This window comes from Teichococcus aerofrigidensis, from assembly GCF_054073225.1.
In genome coordinates this window covers 153,179-172,896 of sequence record NZ_JBSXMU010000001.1, presented here as the reverse complement: position 1 = coordinate 172,896, position 19,718 = coordinate 153,179, and the positions used below count along the sequence as shown (strand labels likewise).

The following is a 19,718-nucleotide window of genomic DNA, read 5'->3' as shown; positions in this document are numbered from 1 at the left end:
GCCGGCGGCATCGCGCGGGGCGCCGCCGGCAGGGCCGCCGCCTGCGGCGCCACCTCCGCCGGTGTCGCGCGCTGCAGGCCGGGCTCCGGCTGCAACGCCGGCGCGGCGAGCTGGCGGTAGGGGTGCAGGCTGCGGTAGGGGCAGCCCGCCAGCACCTCGACATAGTTGCGGTAGGCCGCGACAAAGGCGCCGCCGAGGGCCATGTTGCTGATGGCGATGGATTTCGAGAGGCCGTCCCCCTGGATGTCCACCCGCAGGTACTGGGCCAGCGGGCGGCCCTCCGAATGGCCGACGATCTCCGCATCGCCCGAGGCCGTGTTCTCGAAGAAGCGGTAGGTCCCGGTGTCCATGGCCAGCCGCGTGCCGTCGAGCACCCGCTCGCTGCCGTAGAAGCGGCCGGGCAGGAACTCCCAGAAACCCACCCCCATCAGCACCACGATGCGGAAGCCCGGCTCGATGGCCGGTTCCGGCACCACGGCGATCGACAGGGCGCGCGGCTCGCGCAGGGCCGGGGGCGGTTCGCCGGGCCGGCCGCGACGCTCCACCATCTCGAAGATCAGGCCCGCCTCCGCGACGTCACTCGCCGCCTTGACGAAAGCCTCGTAGGCGGCGCGCAGAGCCGGATCGGCCAGGGCGGCCCGGACGTCGCGCAGCATGGCGCGGCGCTTGTCGCTGGCCGAGGGCGGCGGCACCGGGCCGCCCGTCAGGGCGGGATCGACGAAGCCGGGCGCCACATCGGGCGGCACGGGCTGCACCGGCGGTCGCGCTGGCGGCCGCTCGCCGGCGGGCTGGCGGAGCAGCGGCGGCGGCGCGTCCGCGGGCCGCCCTTCCTCCAGGGCAGCGTTTCCGCGCGCGGTGTTTCCGCGCGCCGGGGCGGCCTCGGTGGGAAGGGACGGAAACGGAGGCGATGACATGGCCGGAACCTCGCACAGGAAGGCAGCGCGTCAAGTCATGGATGCCCCGGACAGGGTGATCCGGCGAACCGGGGCGGAACGGTCCCTGTCCACGGCCGGGGCGGGAGCCTGGCGGAAAGACTTCCGGAAGCAGAAATTCAGAACGAGGCAGACCGGGTCCGGCAAGTTATTCTTGCTCCATCGCCATGTATTCACGCCTCGCGAGGGATGACCTCACTTCTTCGTTATGAACAGGGAAGAATTCTTCGCAATCCTATCTACCTGAAGTTGCCGTGTTGGCCGTGCTGCGCGCGTCGCGCAGGGGCCAGATCGTATCTTTTTTGATATTCACGAAAGTGTTTTGGCGCCTTCTTCCGTTGTGGCGACTCTGCGGGCCTGTTAAGTTTCGGTCATGAACAGTCCATGCAAGATGCGTGGTGTGACCATGATGCTCACGCCGCCATAGCCCTCCGGCCTGCCCTGCCCGGCGCGGGCTCGCCCTGACACCGGGACGGGATTCAGCCTGAGGCGCGGACCTTGTTCGGCGCCCACCCTTCCGCACGTTCTCCGCGTCCCTCCCCTGGTGGCGCGACAAGGGTTGCCCATGTCCGACCTTCCCCCTGGTCCTCCCCCTGGCAAGCCCCCTGGCAAGCCCCCCGGCAAGCCCCCCGGCAAGCCCCGGCCCGATGCCGCCGCCCGCCGCTTCCTGCTCAGCTTCCTGGCCCTGTTCCTGGGGGGCATGGGGCTGGTCGCCGGGCTGCACATGGCGCTGGCCTCGCAAGGGCTGCTGGCACCGCCGCCCCTGGCGGCCACCAATTGCATCGACGACAAGTTCGTCCTGCTGCGCGAGGCCCCGCTCGAGGACCGCACGCTGGTCGCCATTGGCTCCTCGGTGACCTGGCGCAACCTCGACATGGCGGTGCTGGAGCGGCGCTTTCCCGGCCACCGCGCCTACAACGCCGCGCCCTGCTACCTCCATATCGACCAGACCGGCTTCATGACCGGCTTCCTGCTGGAGCGGATGCCCGAGGTCGAGACGGTCCTGGTGGTCGTGGCGCCGCGCGATTTCGAGGCCTGTCCGGTGGCGGAGCGCGCCTTCTTCGACACCGCCCTGGCCGATGCCTATCTGGACGGGCTGGTGCCGCGCTGGCTGCCCTACCTCACCGGCTTCCGCCCGATCTACCTGGCGCGCGAGGCGCTGGAGCGGCGCGATCCGCCGCTGCGGCCGGAGGATACCGTGGAGGATGACTTCGGCTCCAGCATCCTGCGCCGGCCGCATGACTGGCGGCCACCGCCCTATTTCGACGAGGCCTGCTTCCCGGCCCTGACGGGGCTGGAGGAGACCGTGGCCGCGCGTGGCGCCCGCCTGGTGCTGGCGGTCGCGCCCATCATGCCGGAATGGGCGGAGACTTTCGACCCCGACGACCGGCTGGTGGAGGGCTGGGTGCGGCGCGTGGCCGGAGCGCTGCACCGGCCGGACAGCCTGCTGATCGACGGCCGCGCGCTGGACTGGGAGGATGCCCGCTTCGCCGACCCGGTCCACCTGCTCTACCCGAACCACACCGCCTTCACCGAGTTCGTGGCCGAGGCCATGGCCGCCGGGCCGCGCACCGCCCTGGCAGGCGGGGAGTAGGGCCATGCTGTTCAACTCCCACATCTTCATCCTGGCCTTCCTGCCCATCACCCTGCTCGGCTTCTTCCTGCTGGGCCGGCTGTCCTCCACCCGCCCGGCGCGGCTCTGGCTGCTGGCGGCCTCGCTGGTCTTCTATGGCTGGTGGAGCATTCCCTATCTCGGCCTCCTGCTGCTCTCGATGCTGCTCAACTACGCCCTGGGCCTGGCCATCATCGACCGCCGGGAGCGGGCGCCGCGCGCCGCCTGGTGGCTCACCGCGGCGGGCGTCACCGGCAATGTCGCGCTGCTGGCCTGGTACAAGTACGCGGCCTTCGTGCTGGACAATGTCGGCGCCCTGACGGGTCTCGACTTCGCCTTCGGCGCCGTCATCCTGCCGCTGGCGATCTCCTTCTACACCTTCCTGCAGATCGCCTATGTGGTGGACGCGCGGCGCGGGCGGGCGGAGCGCTACGGCTTCCTCGACTACTGCCTGTTCGTCACCTTCTTCCCGCACCTGATCGCGGGGCCCATCGTCCACCACCACGAGCTGATCCCGCAGTTCCACCGGCCGGCCATCTACCGGCCGCGCGCCGCCGACATCGCCGCCGGCGTCGCGTTCTTCGCCATGGGACTGCTCAAGAAGCTGCTGATCGCCGATCCGGTCGGAGGCCTCGCCACGCCGGTCTTCAACGGCGCCGGAGCGCCGGGACTGGCCGAGGCCTGGATCGGTGCCGTCGCCTTCTCCGTCGGCCTGTACTACGACTTCTCCGCCTATTCCGACATGGCCATCGGCCTGGCGCGGATGTTCGGCATCGTCTTTCCCTACAACTTCAACTCGCCCTACAGGTCGGCCTCGATCATCGACTTCTGGCGGCGCTGGCACATGACCCTGTCGCGCTTCCTGCGCGACTATCTCTACATCCCGCTCGGCGGCAATCGCCATGGCGGCGGCCGGCGCAGCATGAACCTGATGGCGACCATGCTGCTGGGCGGACTCTGGCACGGCGCGGGTTGGGCCTTCGTGGTCTGGGGCGGGCTGCACGGCCTTTATCTGCTGATCAACCATGCCTGGGCGGGCGCCGTGAAGGCGGGCCGGGCGCGCGCCCTGCCGCCGGCCGCGGCCCGGCTGCTGACGCTCGGCGCCGTGCTGCTGGCCTGGGTCTTCTTCGCCGCTCCGGACATGAGCCGCGCCTTCGCCGTCCTGGGCGGCATGGTCGGGGTGAACGGTCTCGCGATGCCGGAGACGGCGGCGCTGATCCAGACCCTGTTCAGTCAAGGGCCGCGCGCCGTGGCGGCGCAGATCGGCGGCATGGCGCTGCTCAATCAGGCGGTGGCGCTGTCCACCCTGGTCGCGGCGCTACTGATCATCGCCCTGCTGCCGAACTCGCAGCAGATGATCGACGGCCGTGCCGCCGATCCGGCGGAAGCCCCACGCTGGCCATGGCTGAGGTTCCGGCCCCGCTTCGCCACGGCCTTCGCCACGGCGGCCGCCTTCCTCCTGGCCCTGGCGCTGATGGCCGAGGTGAAGGAATTCGTTTATTTCCAGTTCTGAACCAGGATAAGTTCATGACGGAACGATCGGCAATACAATCCACGATTGTATTGCTCACTTTCGGAAAGCTTTGCCGCAGAAACAGGCTTGCCCATCTCACGAAATTGAGTAGGTGGCACTTGCCCTTCTAAGTAGAGTCTCTGGAGGATATCGCAATCTAAGGGGGAGAATTCCCCGAGGAAGCACGCCTGCCAGAGCAACCGCCCCGTGCCGCACCGGTCCTGCCTCCCCGGCCTTCAGGGCGGCCGCGCTTCCGCGTGAGCCTCCGGTCCCTGCTGACCGGAGGCTTCGGCCTCGTCGGACTGACCGTCGCCCTGCTGATCGGCTTGGCCCTCGGCCGATCGGCGGAGTGGCGATTGCGGGAGAGCATCCTGGCGGAGTTCGCTGGGGCCGCCGGGCGCATCGCGGAACTGCTGGACCAGGGCCTCTACGAGCGCCGCCGCGACATGGTCTTCCTGGCCTCGCTGGGCCTGATGCGCGACCCCAGCGCGCCGCTCGCCGCCCGGCGGCAGGTGCTGCGCGACATGCAGGCCGCCTGGCCCGACTACGCCATCCTGATGCTCATCTCGACCGAGGGGCAGGTCCTGGCGACCGGCAGCGGCCTGCTCGAGGGCGTGGATGTCTCCCGGCGCGCCTATTTCCGCCAGGGCCGCGAGGGGCCCTTCGTGGGCGATGTGCACGACGCCCGGCTGATGTCGCCGCTGCTGGGCCGGCCGGCCGACGATCCCGCCCGCTTCATCGACCTCGCCGCGCCGGTGCACGGCCCCGATGGGCGCCTGATCGGTGTCGTCGCCGGGCATCTCTATTCCGAATGGGCAATGGAGGTGCAGCGGAACGTCCTGACGCCGCTGTCCGGGGAGCACCCTGGCATTCACGCCCTGATCGCCGATGAATCCGGCAGGGTGGTGATCGGTCCGCCGGAGGCGCGCCGGCGCGGCCTGGGCGAGGTCGAGCCGGAAGCCCCGTCGCGGCTGCTCTCGGCCCGGGCCGACGCCTGGCTGTCCCTGGACGGAAGCCGCCTCATCGGTGTCGCTCCGACCCAGGGCCATCGTGACTTCCTGGGGCTTGGCTGGCGCGTCGTGGTGATGCGCGACGCCGCCCTGCCTCTCTCCCCGGTGGCGGCGCTGCGGCATGACGCGCTGCTCTGGGCCCTGCTCGCGGCCGTCGGCGCGGCGCTGCTGGGCTGGCTGCTGTCGGCGCTGATCACCGCGCCGCTGAGGGCCCTGTCGCGGGCGGCGCGGCGCCTGCGTGACGATCCCGCCACGCCCCTGCCGGCGGGGGGCATGATCCATGAGGCCGACGCGCTGTCGGAGGCCCTGCGCGATCTCCTGGCGAGCCTCCGCCGCCGCGAGCAGGAGCTGACCGAGAGCCAGGCTCGCCTGAGCGCCGTGCTGGAACAGATGCCGGTGGGCGTGATGCTGGCCCAGATGCCGGAAGGGCCCATCATCTTCCAGAACGCCCGCGCGACGGCCATCCTGCAGCGCGAGTTGACGAGCATCCAAGACCTGCAGCGCTACGGCGCCATCGGCGGCCTGCACGAGGATGGCTCCTCCTACGAGGCGGAGGACTATCCCCTGGCCCGCGCCGTGCGGCTGGGCGAGAGCGTGGTGCGCGAGACCATGTACTACCGCCATGCCGACGGGCGGCTGCTCACCCTGGAGATGAGCGCGGCGCCGGTTCGCGCCGGCAGCGGCCGCGACATGCTCGCCGCCTGCACCTTCGACGACGTGACCGAAGCCCGCGCCGCGTCCGAACGGCAGCGCCTGCTGGCCGCCGAGGTGGATCACCGCGCCAAGAACGTGCTGGCCGTGGTGCAGGCGACGCTGCGCCTGACCCAGGCGGAGAATACCGACGCCTTCGTCCGGGCGGTGGAGGGCCGGGTCGCCGCCATGGCCCGGGCGCAGACCCGGCTGGCCGACGCCAACTGGAACGGCGCCGACCTGCGCGCCCTGGTCGAAGGGGAGGTCAAGCCCTTCCTCCTGACGCGCCTGGGAGACGGTGTCCCGGCCTTCTCGGTCGAGCTGGTCGGGCCGCGGGTCACGCTGACGCCCGAGGCGACACAGCCGATGTCGATGGTGATCCATGAGCTGGCGGCCAATGCGGCGCGCTATGGCGCGCTCTCCGTCGCCGGCGGCGCCCTGTCCCTGTGCTGGGAAGTGGACGAGGCCGCCGGGCTGCTGCGCCTGCGCTGGAGCGAGAGCAACGGCCCCGCGGTGGCCGGCCCGCCGGCCCGGCGCGGCTTCGGCGCCCGGCTGATCACGGCCACGCTGCGGGACCAGCTGACGGGCGCGGTGCGCTGGCAATGGCACGCCTCCGGCCTCGTCTGCGAGCTGCAGGCACCCTTGCGCCGTGTCGCCGTGCTGGCGCAGGTGGCTTAGCGCGGCGCCGGGCCTAGTCGGGTCAGGACTGGAACAGGCGGCTGTACTGCGTTTCGTGCCACGCGCTCGCCATCGCCAGAGCCGGCGACAGGGTGCCGATCTCGTCGTCGCTGACGGACTGGGCTCTCCCCGCCGCCTGCTCGATCGCCTCGACGGCCCCGATCAGGATGCGCTGGCCCGCCGTATGGCCGAGCGGAACCAGCCGGATGGCGGCCATGACCTGGCCCTCGGCGTAGACCCAGAGAAGGCCCCGGAGGGCCGAGGCCGGGGCGATGCGCCAGTGGTGGGCGGCCAGGGCGAAGGCGGCCGGATAGGTCAGCGCCTGGTCCCGGTACCGCTGTGCGGCGGGAACCTCGAGATCGTCCAGGAGGCGGAGCAGCGCCTCGCCCAGCCGCCGGTCCTCGAGCCGGAACTCGCGGCTCTCGCGCGCGGCCATGAGCCAGGCATTCGCCGATCCGAAGCCCTCCTGGTCATCCGCCTCCAGGGCCGTGGCCATGCGCCAGAACAGCGCGCCATCGAGCTGCGCGACATTGGCCCGGAGCGTTCCGAGGATCCAGTCACGCGCCGCCTGCTCATCGGACACCCAGCCGGCGGAGACCGCCGCCTCGAGGCCGCGGGAGTAGGAGAAGCCGCCGATGGGCAGGCCCTGGCTGACCAGGCGCAGCAGATGCAAGGGCACGGTTGAGGGAGGACCGGGCAGGGCGGGACCGTCCGCCATGGCTCAGACCCTCGCCGGGTCCGCCTTCCGCCGGTATGCCGCCAGTCCCCCGAACTCGGTGATGAAGCCGATGACCTCCTCGAGCCCCTGGCCCCGGGAAAGGTCCGTGAAGCCGAAGGGCCGTGAGCCCCGCATCCGCCCGGCATCGGCGCGCATCACCGAGAGATCGACGTTCACATAGGGCGCGAGATCGCTCTTGTTGATGACGAGGAAGTCGGAGCGGGTGATGCCGGGGCCGCCCTTCCGGGGAATCTCCTCCCCCTGGCAGACGGAAATGACGTAGAGCGTCAGGTCGGCGAGATCGGGCGAGAACGTCGCCGCCAGATTGTCTCCGCCGGATTCGATGAAGATGATGTCGAGATCCGGGATCTTCCGCCGCATCTCGGCGATGGCCTGCAGGTTGATCGAGGCATCCTCGCGGATCGCGGTGTGCGGACAGCCGCCGGTCTCGACGCCCATGATGCGCTCCTCGGGCAGCGCCTGCAGGCGGGCCAGGATCAGCGCATCCTCCTTGGTGTAGATGTCGTTGGTGACGACGGCGATGGAATAGGTCTCGCGCATCGCCTTGCACAGCTTCTCCGTCAGCGTGGTCTTTCCCGAGCCCACGGGGCCGCCGATGCCGACGCGGAGGGGACCGTTTCTGGACGTCATGAGCACGAAAATCCCTGGATTGCGTTATCCGCCGGCGGCCTCATGGCCCTGTGCGGAATGACCGGCATCGCCATGCGAGTGGCCGTGGCCGTGGCCGGAATAGGCACCGCGCAATGGATCGAATTCACCCAGGATCTCCTCGATCTGCGCGCCGAGCCCCTCGAGCATTCCCCGGATGACGGCATCGCGCAGGATCACGATCCGGTCCGGCCCGATCGCCGCGGCCAGATGGCGGTTGCCGATATGCCAGGCGAGTTCCGTCAGATGCACGGGATCCCGGCCGCGGATCACATAGAGCGGTTCGACCGCGGCGGCGATCTCGACGATGCCGCCGCCCTCGATTGGCAGCACGTCGCCGGCGGCCAGCACGACGGTTTCGGGGAAGTCGACAAACACCTTCCGGCCATCGGTCAGCTCGATCACGCGGCGGCGCAGATGACGTTCGTCATGCTCGAGGACGGCCCGGCCAAGCGTCGGCCCGAGGCCCTCAGTGGCCTTCGGCGCCCGCACAAGGGCAAGGGCTTTCAGCATTCCGTCTCTCCGTCATGCGCGGCTCCGCTGCGTCAGGATTCCGTGGCGAAGGCCGTACGAACGCTATCGGAAAGACCCAGGCCGCACCAGGGGGCCGCACCAGGGGGCCGCACCAGGGGGGCCACACGGGGGGGCCACACGGGGGCGCACACCAGGGACCGGCCGGCCGCCAGGGCAGGGTGCGCGCCGATGACTTCGCCATTGAAAGCATCCGGGAGGACCTTCAGACTGCCGCCAGGATCAGATTGATTCGATTGGGAATCCCTGCGTTCAATGGCCGAGACTCCGCCCCCGGTCGCGGTGGGACCACGCCGATCCCCGGCCACACCCCTGCCGCCCGCCGCTCCGGCCGGCCATGCCCGCCCTGTCGCCCCGCCGGACACCTGGCCGGCGGAGATGGATCTGTGGTTCGCGCGGATCGCGGACAGGACCCGGTTGGCGCGCCGGCGCCATGTCGGACCCCTGGCCGTGCAACGCCCGTTCCATCCGGAGCGTGACGGCACCTGCCATGTCTATCTCCTGCATCCGCCGGGCGGCGTGGCGGGCGGTGACAGGCTGAGCCTGCGCTGCCGCCTTGATGCCGGCGCCCGCGTGGTGTTGACTACGCCCGCCGCCACCAAATTCTACCGCAGTGAGCACAATGTCTCCATGCAGTCAGCGTGCTTCGAGATCGGGGCCGATGCGGTGTGCGAGTATCTGCCGCAGGAGACGATCCTCTTCGACGGCGCCGATGCGCGGCTCGACACCCGGATATCGCTTGCCGCCGGCGCCACCTATGTCGGGTGGGACTTCCTGTGCCTCGGCAGGCCCGCCGCGGGCGAGGGCTTCGGCAGGGGGCGGTTCACCCAACGCATCGAGATCATGCGGGATGGCCGGCCCATCTGGTTCGAGCGCGTCGCCCTCTCGGGCGGGTCGCCGCTTCTCGGCGCGGCCTTCGCGCTGGCCGGAAAGCCGAGCTGGGGCACGATGGTCTATGCCGGCGCCACCGTCGACGATGCCGCGGAGCGCGTGCGGGCGGCCATCGGCGGGGATGGCGACGGGATCTTCTCCGCCAGCCAGGTCGATCAGGTCGTGGTCTGCCGCTATCTCGGGACCAGGGTCGCGGACGGCAAGGCACTCTTCGCCCGCGCCTGGGACGTCCTGCGGGCGGCGTGCCAGGGCAAGGCGGCCCATCAGCCACGGATCTGGTCGACCTGAGGCCGGGTCGCCCAGCAGAGGACAAAGGCAATGGAACTTCTTCCGCGCGAGAAAGACAAGCTCCTGCTTTTCACGGCGGCCCTGCTGGCGGAGAGACGGAAGGCACGCGGCATCAAGCTGAACTATCCCGAGGCGGTCGCCTATATCTCGGCGGCGGTCCTGGAGGGCGCGCGGGAAGGCCGCACGGTGGCCGATCTCATGTCCTTCGGCGCGACCCTGCTGACGCGCGAGGATGTCATGCCCGGCGTCCCCGAGATGATCGGCAGCGTCCAGGTCGAGGCGACCTTTCCCGACGGAACCAAGCTGGTGACCGTCCACAGCCCCATTCCATGAGGTCCAGGCCATGATCCCGGGTGAGTTCTTCATCGAGGACGGCGAGATCGAGATCAACGCCGGCCGTGAGACGCGTTCGATCGACGTGGCGAATTCGGGCGATCGGCCGATCCAGGTCGGCTCGCATTACCATTTCCACGAGACCAACCCGGCGCTCCACTTCGACCGCGACCAGGCGCGCGGCTTCCGCCTGAACATCCCGGCGGGAACGGCCGTCCGCTTCGAGCCCGGCCAGTCCCGCAGGGTCGAGCTGGTGGCGCTGGCCGGCGAGCGCGCCGTCTACGGCTTCAATGCCAGGATCATGGGAAAGCTGGAGAGCTGAGATGCGCCGTATCACCCGGGAGACCTATGCATCGCTCTACGGCCCGACGAAGGGGGACCGGATCCGGCTCGCCGACACCGAGCTGGTGATCGAGATTGAGCGGGACCACACCGTCTATGGCGACGAGGTCACCTTCGGCGGCGGGAAGGTGATCCGCGACGGCATGGGGCAGAGCCAGCGCAATGCCGCCGAGGTCGCCGACCTCGTCATCACCAATGTGGTCATCCTCGACCATTGGGGCATCGTGAAGGCCGATGTCGGCATTAAGGGCGGCCGCATCTCGGGCATCGGCAAGGCGGGCAATCCCGACATCCAGCCCGGCGTCACCATCGTCATCGGGCCGGGCACGGATGTCGTCGGCGGCGAGGGCCAGATCCTCACCGCCGGCGGCATCGACACGCATATCCACTTCATCGCGCCGCAGCAGGCGGACGAGGCCCTGGCCAGCGGCACCACCACGCTGGTGGGCGGCGGCACCGGCCCCTCCGTCGGCACGCTGGCGACGACCGTGACCCCCGGCCCCTGGTATATCCACCGCATGCTCGAGGCGGTCGAGGATCTGCCGGTCAATGTCGGCCTGCTCGGCAAGGGCAATGCCAGCCTGCCGGAACCGCTGCGCGAACAGGTCCGCGCCGGGGTCATCGGCCTCAAGCTGCACGAGGACTGGGGCACGACTCCCGCCGCGATCGACAACTGCCTGAGCGTTGCCGAGGAGATGGATGTCCAGGTCGCGCTGCACACCGACACGCTGAACGAGAGCGGCTTCGTCGCCAACACCTTCGCGGCGATGAAGGGCCGCTCCATCCATTCCTTCCACACGGAAGGCGCGGGCGGCGGCCATGCGCCGGACATCATCACCGCCGCGGGCCAGGAGAACATCCTGCCCTCCTCGACCAATCCGACGCGGCCCTACACGATCAATACCATCGACGAACATCTCGACATGCTGATGGTCTGTCATCACCTCAATCCGGAAGTCCCGGAGGATGTCGCCTTCGCGGAATCGCGCATCCGCAAGGAGACGATCGCGGCGGAGGACATCCTGCACGATCTCGGCGCCTTCTCGATGATGTCGTCGGATTCGCAGGCCATGGGGCGCATCGGCGAGACGACGCTGCGCTGCTGGCAGACGGCGCACAAGATGAAGGTCCAGCGCGGGCCCCTGCCCGAGGACAGCGCGCGCAACGACAATTTCCGCTGCAAGCGCTACGTCGCCAAGTACACCATCAACCCCGCCATCACCCATGGCTTCGCCCATGAGATCGGCTCGGTCGAGGTCGGCAAGCGCGCCGATCTCGTGCTGTGGAAGTCGGCCTTCTTCGGCGTCAAGCCCTCGCTGGTCATCCTGGGCGGCATGATCGCCATGGCGCCGATGGGCGACCCGAACGCCTCGATCTCGACGCCGCAGCCCGTCCATTACCGGCCAATGTACGGGATGCTGGGCCGCGCGCGGGCGAGCACGGGAGTGACTTTCGTCTCCCAGGCGGCGCTCGAGGGCGACATCGGCGGCCTGCTGAAGCTTCGGAAGCAGCTGGTGGCCGTGAAGGGCATCCGTGGCATCCGCAAGAAGGACATGATCCACAACAACCTCACGCCCCGGATCGAGGTCGATCCGCAGACCTACCAGGTGCGCGTGGACGGGGCGCCGATCACCTGCGAGCCGGCCGATGTGCTGCCCATGGCGCAACGCTACTTCCTGTTCTGAGGGATGGCGCCGGCGGGCCTCGCCGGCGGCCCGCCCCGCCTCCTTCCAGGACGGGATGAAACGGCTAGCCTGTCCGCGTGCCCGTTCCCGACGACTCCAAGACCCCCGATCCCCGGCTGATGGCGGCCATCGTCGCCAGCGCCCTGTTCATGCAGAACCTCGACAGCACCGTGGTGGCCACGGCGCTGCCGGCCATGGCCCGCTCCATGGGGGAGGACCCCCTGGTGATGGGCGTCGCCATCACCTCCTATCTGGTGGCGCTGACCGTCTTCATCCCGCTGAGTGGCTGGGTGGCCGACCGCTTCGGCGCCAAGCAGGTCTTCATGACCGCCATCGCCACCTTCACCCTGGCCTCGGCCTTCTGCGGCCTGTCGGGCGGGCTGGCGGAGCTGGTGGCGGCGCGCGTGCTGCAGGGCCTGGGCGGGGCGATGATGGTGCCGGTCGGGCGCCTGCTGCTGCTGCGCCGGGTCCGCAAGGAGGAGCTGCTCTCGGTCACCACCTGGCTGACCATGCCCGGCCTGCTCGGCCCGCTGCTGGGCCCGCCCGTCGGCGGCCTGCTGACCGACCTGATCTCCTGGCGCGCCGTCTTCTGGATCAACGTGCCGGTCGGGCTGCTGGGCCTGCTGCTGGTCTGGCGCGTCATCCCCGCCCTGCCGGCCAGTCTGCCGCCGCCGCCCGATCTGCGGGGCCTGACCCTGGTGGGCCTCGCCCTGGCGCTGCTGATGTTCGCCTTCGAGACGTTGGGCCGCGGCCTGGTGCCGCCGCTGCTGGCCGAAGTGATGCTGGGCCTCGGCCTGCTGGTGAGCCTGCTGGCGGTGCGCCACTGCCTGCGCGCGCCCCATCCGGCACTCGATTTCAGCCTGTTGTCGATCCCGAGCTTCCGGGTGCCGAACCTGGCCGGCACGGTGTTCCGCATCGGGGCCGGGGCGGTGCCCCTCCTGGTGCCGCTGGCGCTGCAACTCGGCTTCGGCGCCAGCGCGGCGCAGAGCGGCATGGTGAGCTTCGCCACCGCGCTCGGCGCCTTCGCCATGAAGCCCATGGCCCGGTTCGCGCTGCGCGCCTTCGGCTTCCGCGGCGTGCTGATCTGGAACGCCGTGCTGACGGCGCTCAGCATCGCGGCCTGCGCGGCCTTCCGCCCCGGCTGGCCCATGGCGGCGGTCTTCGCGGTACTGCTGCTGGGCGGGCTGTTCCGCAGCCTGCATTTCACCACGCTGAACACTTTGGCCTATGCCGAGGTGCCGCAGGAGAAGCTCTCGGCGGCGACCAGCCTCTACAGCACCGCCCAGCAGCTGCCGCTGGCACTGGGCGTGGCGCTCGCCTCCGCGGTGCTGCAGGCCAGCGTGGCCCTGAGCGGCCGGAGCGCGGTGGCGATGCCCGATTTCACGGCGGGGTTCCTGACCGCGGCCCTGCTGACCCTGCTGGCAGCGCCCCTGGCGGCCGGCCTGCCGCGCGATGCGGGGGAGGGCATCGTCGAGGGCCGCCGGCGCTGAGCCAGGCCGCCATGACGGGCAGATGAAGCGGCGTCCAGACCGTTTCATGCCTTTGTCACGCCAATTGTGACAATAAACGCAAACTGCGACGTCTCCGACCTTGCTAAGGTGCCGTCGACCTCCGCGTCACGCGGGACCGGGGGCATAGTCCGGAAGGCATCGCAGGATGGATGGCAGCATGAACCAGAGGCCAGAGACCGCTGCGGGAAGCGTCGTCCGACAGCGCTGGCATGACCTCGACCAGCTGCGGGCCATCCTCATGCTGGCCGGCATTCCCTACCATGTCGGCCTGGTCTACGCGGCGCATGCCACCTGGATCGTCGCCTCGCCGGATCGGTCCCAGGTCATGACCTGGTGGCTCCAGTTCAGCCATACCTTCCGCATGCCCGCCTTCTTCCTGATCGCCGGCCTCTTCGCCATGCTGCTGATCCGGCGGCGGGGCAGCGGCCCCTGGCTCGCGGGTCGGCTGCGGCGCATCGGCATCCCGCTCGCCACCTCCCTGGTGCTGATCAGCCCGCTGATGGTCATGGCCAGCGCCGCCTCGCTGGGCGGCATGGAGAACATCGCCCCCGGCCTGCTGGCGGAGCTGCGCCAGATCTCCTCTACCTGGACGGTGCATCTCTGGTTCCTGATCTACCTGCTGCTCTATTGCGGCCTCTTCGCCGGGCTTTGCGGCCTGATCGGGGTCGAGCGGATGGAGCGGGGCGCGGCCTTGCTGGGCGAGGGGCTGGCTCGCCGCCCGGCCCTGGCCTGGATCGCCCTGGCGGCGGCGGGGCTGACGACGCTCGCCGTCGCCACGGCGGCCAGCCTGGTGGAGGCGAGCTACCTGATCGGCGGCATCTTCGTTCCCGCCGACTTCGTGGCCAACGGGCTGATGTTCCTGACCGGCGCCCTGCTGGTTCTGCGGCCGGCCTGGCTCGAGGGCTTCCGCCGGCCGAAGCCGGCCGTCTGGGTGCTGGCCTTCCTCGCGGCCATCGCCATGGCGGCGGTGCAGAGCGAGGAGGGCACCCTGAACAAGGCCCTGACCTATCTCCTGATGCCGGTGGTCGGCATCCTCTTCTCGCATGTCCTGCTCTCGGCGGCCCGGCGCTGGCTCGACCGGCCGACCGGCTTCACGCGGCTCATGGTGGATGCCGCCATGACCATGTACCTGGTCCACGTCGTCTTCGTGCTCTGGCTGTCCGTGCTCTTTCTCGCCGTGCCGCTGCCGGCGGAGCTGGAGATCCTGATCATCGTCCTGCTCACGGGCCTGGGCTCCTATCTGGTCTATCGCCTGGTCGCCCTGAGCCCGCTGCTGACCTTCCTGTTCAACGGCACGCCGCTCCGGCCATCCCCGGCCTCTGCCGTTCTGGCCGGGAGCGGCGCTGGCCGCGCCTGAGGCGGCGCTCTATTCCGCCGGCGCGGCGCTGGGGGCGGTGCCCGGGCCGCGCGAGAAGCGCCGCGCCACGCCCTCGAAGGCCAGGAAGAGCACCGGCGTCACGAACAGGGTGAGCGCCTGGGAGACGGCGAGCCCGCCCACCACGGCGAGGCCCAGCGGCTGGCGGAGCTCGGCCGCGGCGCCCCAGCCGGCGGCGATCGGCACCGCGCCGGCAGCGGCGGCGAGGGTGGTCATCATGATCGGGCGGAAGCGGATGATGCTGGCCTCGCGCACGGCGGTCAGCGGGTCGTCCCCCGCCTTCAGGCGGGCGAGCGCCACATCGACCACCATGATGGCGTTCTTCTTCACCAGCCCGATCAGCAGCAGCACGCCGATGACGGCGATGACCGAGAGGTCGAGCCCAAAGAGCCAGAGCGTGGCCAGCGCGCCCAGCGCCGCCGGCGGCAGGCCGGAGAGGATGGTCAGCGGGTGGACCAGACTCTCATAGAGCACGCCCAGCACCACATACATGATCAGCACCGCGGCCAGCAGCAGCATTCCCTGGCCGGCCAGGGCCTGCTGGAAGATCTGCGCCGTGCCGGCATAGCCGGTGACGATGGTGGGCGGCAGGCCCGCCTGCCGCTCCAGCGCGGCGATGGCATCCGTGGCCTGGCCCAGCGCCACGCCCGGCGCCGTGTTGAAGCCGATGGTCACCGCCGGAAGCTGACCCTGATGGGCGACGGTGAGGGGGCCGACGCGCCGCTCCAGCCGGGCGATGCCATCCAGCGGCACCAGCCGGCCCGAGCTGCTGCGCAGATAGATCTTGGACAGGCCGCTCTCGTCCCGCTGGTCGCGCGGCAGGGCCTCGAGGATCACCGCATAGCTGTCCGAGGCGCCGAAGATGGTGCTGATCTGCCGCGCGCCATAGGCCGAGTAGAGCGCCTGCCGCACCTGATCGACGGTGACGCCGACCGAGGCGGCGCGGTCGCGGTCCACATTGACGGACAGGATGGGCGCGGCGAGCTGCAGGTCGGTGTTCACGTCCTGCAGCTCCGGCAGGCCCTGCATGGCCGCCTGCAGCCGCTCGGACCAGTCGTAGAGCTCATCGGCCCGCAGGCCCTGGAGCGTGTACTGGTAGAGGGTGCGGGAGGCGCGGGCGCCGAAGTTGATGTTCTGGATCGGGTTGATGAAGGCCTTGGTGCCCGGCACGGCGGTGGTCTGGCGCCGCAGCTCCTGGATGATCCGGCCGATCGGCGCCCGCTCCGCGCGCGGCTTGAGCTGGACGAACATGCGGCCCTGGTTCAGCGAATAGGCGGTGCCGCCGATACCGACCACGGAATTGACCCGCTCCACCGCCGGATGGGCGCGGACGATCTCCACCAGCCGCTGCTGCCGCGCGGCCATGTCGTCGAAGGAGACATCCTGCGGACCCTCGGTGTTGACGCTGAGCAGCCCCGTATCCTCGATCGGGAAGAAGCCCTTCGGGATAGCCACGGCGAGCCAGACCGAGGCGCCGATGGAGGCCAGGAAGACCAGCCAGACGGCCGGGCGGAAGCGCAACGAGCGGTCCAGCAGCCAGGCATAGCCGCGCTCCACCCCCTGGAACCCGCGCTCCAGCACCGCCTCGAAGCGCGAGGGCCGGCCATGCGCCGGCAGGCGGCTGGCCATCAGCGGCGTCAGGGTCAGGGAGACGATGCAGGAGACGATGACGGCGAGCGAGACGGTGGCGGCGAAGGCGTTGAACACCCGCCCGACCACGCCGCCCATCAGCAGGATCGGGATGAAGACGGCGATCAGCGAGAGGGTGATCGAGATGATGGTGAAGCCGATCTCGCGCGCGCCGCGGATGGCGGCGGCCAGCGGATGCATCCCCTCCTCGATATGGCGGACGATGGCCTCCAGCATGACGATGGCGTCGTCCACCACCAGGCCGACGGCGAGCGTCAGGCCGAGCAGGGTGATGTTGTCGATGCCATAGCCCAGCGCGTGCATCAGCCCGAAGGTGCCGGCCAGCGAGATCGGCACGGCGATGCCCGGGATCAGCGTGGCCGAGACCCGGCGCAGGAAGAGGAAGATGACCATCACGACGAGGCCGACGGCGATCATCAGGTGGTGCTGCACGTCATGCACCGCCTCGCGGATTGAGACCGAGCGGTCGAGCATGACGGAAAGCTCGGCGCCGGGCGGCAGCGCGGCCTGCAGGCCGGGCAGGGCGGCCTTCACCCCGTCCACCACATCGACCGTATTGGCGTCCGGCTGGCGCTGCACGGCGAGCGTCAGGCCGCGCGCGCCGTTGATCCAGGAAGCGACCCGGTTGTTCTCGACGCCATCCTCGACGCGCGCCACGTCCTGCACCCGGATCGGCGCATTGGGCCGGCCGCCGATGACGAGGCGCCCGAATTCCTCGGCATTCTGCAACTGATCGTTGGCGCGCAGGGTGAGCTGCTGGCGCGGGCCGTTCAGCGCGCCGACCGGCGTGTTGGTGTTGGCGGCGGCGATGGCCCGCTGCGCCTCGTCGAAGCCCAGGCCGAGCGCCGCCAGCCGGTCCGGGTCGAGCTGCACGCGCACGGCGTATTTCTGCTCGCCATAGGTCAGCACCTGCGCCACGCCGGGGATGCGCGAGAGGGCGGGGGAGATCAGCACCGCCGCCACCTCGTTCAGCCGGTAGAGCGGCACGTCGCCGCCGCGCAGGTTCAGCAGCACCACCGGCGCGTCCGCAGGGTTGGATTTGCGGAAGCTGGGCGGGTTGGTCATCTCCTGCGGCAGGCGGCGCTGGGCCCGGGAGATGGCCGACTGCACATCGAGCGCCGCGGCGTCGATGTCCCGCCCGAGCACGAATTGCAGGGTGATCGAGGTGGTGCCCTGGCCGCTGGTCGAGGACATCTGGTCGATGCCCGCGATGGTCGAGAACTCCCGCTCCAGCGGCAGCGCGACGGAATTCGCCATGGTCTCCGGGCTGGCGCCGGGAAGCTGGGCGCTGACCGAGATGACCGGGAAATCGACCCGCGGCATGGCGGCCACGGGAAGCTGGAAATAGGCCACCGCCCCGGCCACCACCGCCGCCACGGCCAGCAGGAAGGTCATCACCGGGCGGCGGATGCAGAGCTCGGACAGGTGCATCGGGGCGGTTCCTCGGCCAGGCGGCGGGTCAGGGCAGGCGGGCGGTCATCTCAACTGGCGGCTCAGCTCGGGCCGGCCGGCGTCCGGGCCGCCTGCGGCGCGCCGCGCACCGCGACCCGGGCGCCGTCGGAGAGCAGTTGCGCGCCGTCGGTCACCACCCGGTCGCCGGCCTGCAACTCGGCCTTCACCACGGCGCGCCCCGCGACCACGCGTTGCAGCTCGATCGGGCGGCGGTGCGCCTGGCTCCCGGCATCGACGACATAGACATAACGCCCGCCCTGGCTGCCGGTCAGCACCGCCTGCACCGGGATCGACAGCGCGTCCGGCTCGACGCGCGGCACCAGCACCACGTTGACGTACTGGCCGGGCCAGAGGGCGTCGTCCGGATTGGCGAAGCGGGCCTTGAGCTGCACCGTGCCGGAGGCGGTGTCCACCTGGCTGTCCACAAAATGCAGCGCGCCCTCGACGGGCGGGTGGCTGTCGCCCGGCGGATGCGCGGTGACGCGGGGCGGGCCGCCCTCGCGCATCGCCGTGCGGATCTCGGGCAACCAGCGTTCCGGCACGGCGAACTGCACCTGGATCGGGTCGGTCTGGGTGATGGTGGCGAGCGTCGCGCTGTCGCCCTGGCGGACCAGGTTGCCCTCGGTGATCGGCAGGGCGCCGAGGCGGCCGTCGATCTGGGCGCGGATGGTGGCGTAGCCGAGGGTGATGCGCGTCTGGGCAATCAGCGCCTCCCCGGCCTTCACCGTGGCCTCGGCGCTGGCGGCGTCCGCCTGGGCCTGCTCGTAGCGCTGCACGGCGGCGAAGCCCTCGCCGCGCAGGGCGCTGTAGCGGCTGGCATCGGCGCGGGCGCGGACCGCCAGGGCCTTGTCCCGGGCGAGCTGCGCTTCCTGCTGCGCCAGCAGCGCCTCGGTCATGCGCGAGTCGAGGGTGAAGAGCACATCCCCCTCCTTCACCCGCTGCCCCTCGGCGACATGCACCTGACGGATCTGCCCCTCGACGCGGCTGCGCACCGTCACCGTCGCCTCGGCGACCACATTGCCGTTGGCGGCGATCTCCAGCGGGATCGGGCCCCGCTCGACCGGGCTGACGAGGACGGGGATGGCGGGGGCCTGGGCGGCGGCGGGCGATACGGCCGCCACCCCGAGGGCGAGTGCCGCCAGGACATGGCGAAGTGCCCCACGGCGCCGCCAGGGCAGCATGAGGGGCACGCCGGCGGGAAGAGCCGGCGCAGGGCTGGGCGACCGCGATGCCTTCATGGCTATCGCCATAAAGTGTTGTCGGAGGGCAGCATAGCCACCGTTACACGGCGTTACATTAAACGTCGTGCAGCCTGCCGCAACCTGACCTGACAAGCGGACAAAAGCCGAAAACCGCGGGCTGGAAGGCCTCTCGGCCCACCCCACGGTCACGACAGATCCGCTTGTTCCGTCCGGGACCGGGATGATCCGGCGGACGGGGAAGGCTCAGAAGCCTTCGCGCTCCAGGCGCTTGCGCTCCACCTTGCGGGCGCGGCGAACGGCCTCGGCGGCCTCGCGGGCGCGGCGCTCGGAGGGCTTCTCGTAGTGGCGGCGCAGCTTCATCTCGCGAAAGACGCCTTCGCGCTGCAGCTTCTTCTTCAGGGCCTTGAGGGCCTGGTCGATATTGTTATCCCGAACGACGACCTGCACGCTGTGCGGTCTCCTCTTTCTGGTCAGGGCCCGGCAACCAGGATTCTGGCCGACCAGGTTTGCGGATGCGAAACGCACGAAGCGCCGGTCATGCCGGCGCCTTCCTGCAAGGTGGCGAGCCCCTTAGCATGTCTCCGCGCGGGAATGAAAGCCCCTTCCCGGAGTCGTCCGGCGCCCCAATTCTAGGCG

Annotated in this window: 16 protein-coding genes; 9 read left to right on the top strand and 7 right to left on the bottom strand. The window is 70.3% G+C overall.

Annotation, left to right across the window (positions count from 1 at the left end; genetic code table 11):
- On the bottom strand, positions 1-755 hold a 755-nt coding region (locus tag ACVMLK_RS00835), incomplete at its 3' end, for a hypothetical protein (protein ID WP_457485332.1).
- A gap of 742 nt (positions 756-1,497) precedes the next feature.
- Here ACVMLK_RS00835 and ACVMLK_RS00830 point away from each other — a divergent pair.
- The 3 genes from ACVMLK_RS00830 to ACVMLK_RS00820 all read left to right on the top strand — a co-directional run bounded on the left by ACVMLK_RS00830 (position 1,498) and on the right by ACVMLK_RS00820 (position 6,435).
- Positions 1,498-2,526, top strand: a complete 1,029-nt coding sequence (locus tag ACVMLK_RS00830; protein WP_457485331.1) for a hypothetical protein — start codon at positions 1,498-1,500, stop codon at positions 2,524-2,526.
- A 4-nt stretch (positions 2,527-2,530) separates the two neighbouring features.
- Positions 2,531-4,057, top strand: a complete 1,527-nt coding sequence (locus ACVMLK_RS00825; RefSeq protein WP_457485330.1) for an MBOAT family O-acyltransferase — start codon at positions 2,531-2,533, stop codon at positions 4,055-4,057.
- Between the two features lie 257 nt (positions 4,058-4,314).
- A complete protein-coding gene (locus ACVMLK_RS00820; RefSeq protein ID WP_198364433.1) occupies positions 4,315-6,435 on the top strand; it encodes an HWE histidine kinase domain-containing protein in 2,121 nt (706 codons plus the stop codon).
- A 22-nt stretch (positions 6,436-6,457) separates the two neighbouring features.
- Here the strand turns inward: ACVMLK_RS00820 and ACVMLK_RS00815 are convergent, their stop codons facing one another.
- From ACVMLK_RS00815 to ACVMLK_RS00805, 3 genes are read right to left on the bottom strand one after another with little or no spacing between them, the layout of a single operon-like run.
- Positions 6,458-7,108 carry an urease accessory protein UreF gene (locus ACVMLK_RS00815; RefSeq protein WP_457485329.1) on the bottom strand — a complete coding sequence of 217 codons (651 nt, stop codon included), beginning with the start codon at positions 7,106-7,108 and terminating at the stop codon, positions 6,458-6,460.
- Between the two features lie 48 nt (positions 7,109-7,156).
- Entirely contained in the window at positions 7,157-7,804 is a 648-nt protein-coding gene (gene ureG / locus ACVMLK_RS00810) for an urease accessory protein UreG (protein WP_457485328.1), read from the bottom strand.
- A 24-nt stretch (positions 7,805-7,828) separates the two neighbouring features.
- Complete coding sequence (locus ACVMLK_RS00805) at positions 7,829-8,335, bottom strand: urease accessory protein UreE (protein ID WP_198364436.1); 507 nt, start codon at positions 8,333-8,335, stop codon at positions 7,829-7,831.
- A 396-nt stretch (positions 8,336-8,731) separates the two neighbouring features.
- Between ACVMLK_RS00805 and ACVMLK_RS00800 the strand changes: the two genes are divergently transcribed.
- The 6 genes from ACVMLK_RS00800 (at position 8,732) to ACVMLK_RS00775 (ending at position 14,760) form a co-directional block, all read left to right on the top strand.
- Positions 8,732-9,532: an urease accessory protein UreD gene (locus tag ACVMLK_RS00800; protein ID WP_457485327.1), complete on the top strand. Its 801-nt coding sequence runs from the start codon at positions 8,732-8,734 to the stop codon at positions 9,530-9,532.
- A 30-nt stretch (positions 9,533-9,562) separates the two neighbouring features.
- Positions 9,563-9,865 carry an urease subunit gamma gene (gene ureA / locus ACVMLK_RS00795; RefSeq protein WP_198364438.1) on the top strand — a complete coding sequence of 101 codons (303 nt, stop codon included), beginning with the start codon at positions 9,563-9,565 and terminating at the stop codon, positions 9,863-9,865.
- A 10-nt stretch (positions 9,866-9,875) separates the two neighbouring features.
- On the top strand, positions 9,876-10,187 hold the full coding sequence (locus ACVMLK_RS00790; protein ID WP_422921483.1) for an urease subunit beta: 312 nt from the start codon (positions 9,876-9,878) through the stop codon (positions 10,185-10,187).
- Position 10,188: 1 nt separating this feature from the next.
- Complete coding sequence (gene ureC, locus ACVMLK_RS00785) at positions 10,189-11,892, top strand: urease subunit alpha (protein ID WP_198364440.1); 1,704 nt, start codon at positions 10,189-10,191, stop codon at positions 11,890-11,892.
- A 77-nt stretch (positions 11,893-11,969) separates the two neighbouring features.
- Entirely contained in the window at positions 11,970-13,382 is a 1,413-nt protein-coding gene (locus ACVMLK_RS00780; protein WP_457485326.1) for an MFS transporter, read from the top strand.
- Positions 13,383-13,560: 178 nt separating this feature from the next.
- Positions 13,561-14,760, top strand: a complete 1,200-nt coding sequence (locus ACVMLK_RS00775; protein ID WP_198364441.1) for an acyltransferase family protein — start codon at positions 13,561-13,563, stop codon at positions 14,758-14,760.
- A gap of 9 nt (positions 14,761-14,769) precedes the next feature.
- Here ACVMLK_RS00775 and ACVMLK_RS00770 read toward each other — a convergent pair whose 3' ends face one another.
- From ACVMLK_RS00770 to rpsU, 3 genes are all read right to left on the bottom strand, one after another.
- Positions 14,770-17,859, bottom strand: a complete 3,090-nt coding sequence (locus ACVMLK_RS00770) for an efflux RND transporter permease subunit (RefSeq protein WP_198364442.1) — start codon at positions 17,857-17,859, stop codon at positions 14,770-14,772.
- A 62-nt stretch (positions 17,860-17,921) separates the two neighbouring features.
- Positions 17,922-19,061: an efflux RND transporter periplasmic adaptor subunit gene (locus tag ACVMLK_RS00765; protein WP_198364979.1), complete on the bottom strand. Its 1,140-nt coding sequence runs from the start codon at positions 19,059-19,061 to the stop codon at positions 17,922-17,924.
- A 264-nt stretch (positions 19,062-19,325) separates the two neighbouring features.
- Positions 19,326-19,529 carry a 30S ribosomal protein S21 gene (gene rpsU, locus ACVMLK_RS00760; RefSeq protein WP_007006360.1) on the bottom strand — a complete coding sequence of 68 codons (204 nt, stop codon included), beginning with the start codon at positions 19,527-19,529 and terminating at the stop codon, positions 19,326-19,328.
- Positions 19,530-19,718: the final 189 nt, after the last annotated feature.